2 protein-coding genes are annotated in these 912 nt (G+C 40.7%); both read right to left on the bottom strand.

The genetic code is table 11. The annotated features are described in order from the left end of the window. A partial coding sequence (locus tag KIV40_RS28370) for a hypothetical protein (protein WP_285352552.1) occupies window positions 1-183 on the bottom strand: 183 nt, incomplete at its 3' end. An 88-nt stretch (window positions 184-271) separates the two neighbouring features. Next, window positions 272-912, bottom strand: a 641-nt coding sequence (locus KIV40_RS28365; RefSeq protein WP_285352551.1) for an aminoglycoside phosphotransferase family protein, incomplete at its 5' end; no start/stop codon positions are given.

The following is a 912-nucleotide window of genomic DNA, read 5'->3' as shown; positions in this document are numbered from 1 at the left end:
GATGTAGTTAGGCGCATTTTCAGAGAGGAACTGACTAATACTGTGAGCGTCTGAAGATGGGTAAAACAGCGCCACATTCAAGGCGGAATATACGAAGCCTGCTGTCAAAGTCGACTGTAACAACCACTTTAAGCATCCCTTCTTTCGTAACTTTCCCCAACTATCAAATTTTTTACTGTTCATTTTGAGTTCCTTTGATGGTTATTACTTCTAATATGCAAACCAAGGTGAGTTTAAATGTCATGTATATTGAATCGGTTTCAAACAGTATCTATGTGTCTAGGGAAAACAGAGCACTTTCAACTTTCGACCATTGTTCCATAAATGGGATAAAGTCGCTTTGAGGGATGAACGCTAAAGCCGCGATATTGTTTTTCAAGAACACCTCTTCTAGCGCCCAAACATGATGTTGAGCATAAACGGCCCAAGCCATTGCACCATCATTAAGGTCGTATTGAGATAGTTGTTTGACAGACAGGTAACCCTTTAGAAAGGTCAATGATCTATCTGGCTCCATATTGAACATGTACATACAGGCTCTAGCTATCTCATAACTTGGAGGCATGTTTTGTACAAGGTCCCAATCAATGACATCGCTGACAGCACCGTTGGAGTCAAAAAATACGTTGAAGTGATGAAAGTCGCCGTGAATCAACTGCCTACTAGTTGATGGTGTATATGAATGAATAGCTTTTGAACTTTCCAGATAACGGCTCTGCTGCTTAACTCGCTTTAACATTAAGCCGTTCGCATCTAGTTTACTATCCGCTTTAATCGCAGTAGCTATTTCTCGCAGTCTATCTATCCAAGCATGCTTATCCCACGACAGTTCAATTGTTGGAAAGTCGTTCCCAGAAATAGAAGCGAGCTCTATATGTAAATTGGCAAGCGTTTTTCCTAACTGGTAAGTAT

Source organism: Vibrio sp. D173a, from assembly GCF_030248475.1.
The sequence above is the reverse complement of the archived record's forward strand: the minus strand, read 5'-3'. Positions and strand labels throughout refer to the sequence as shown.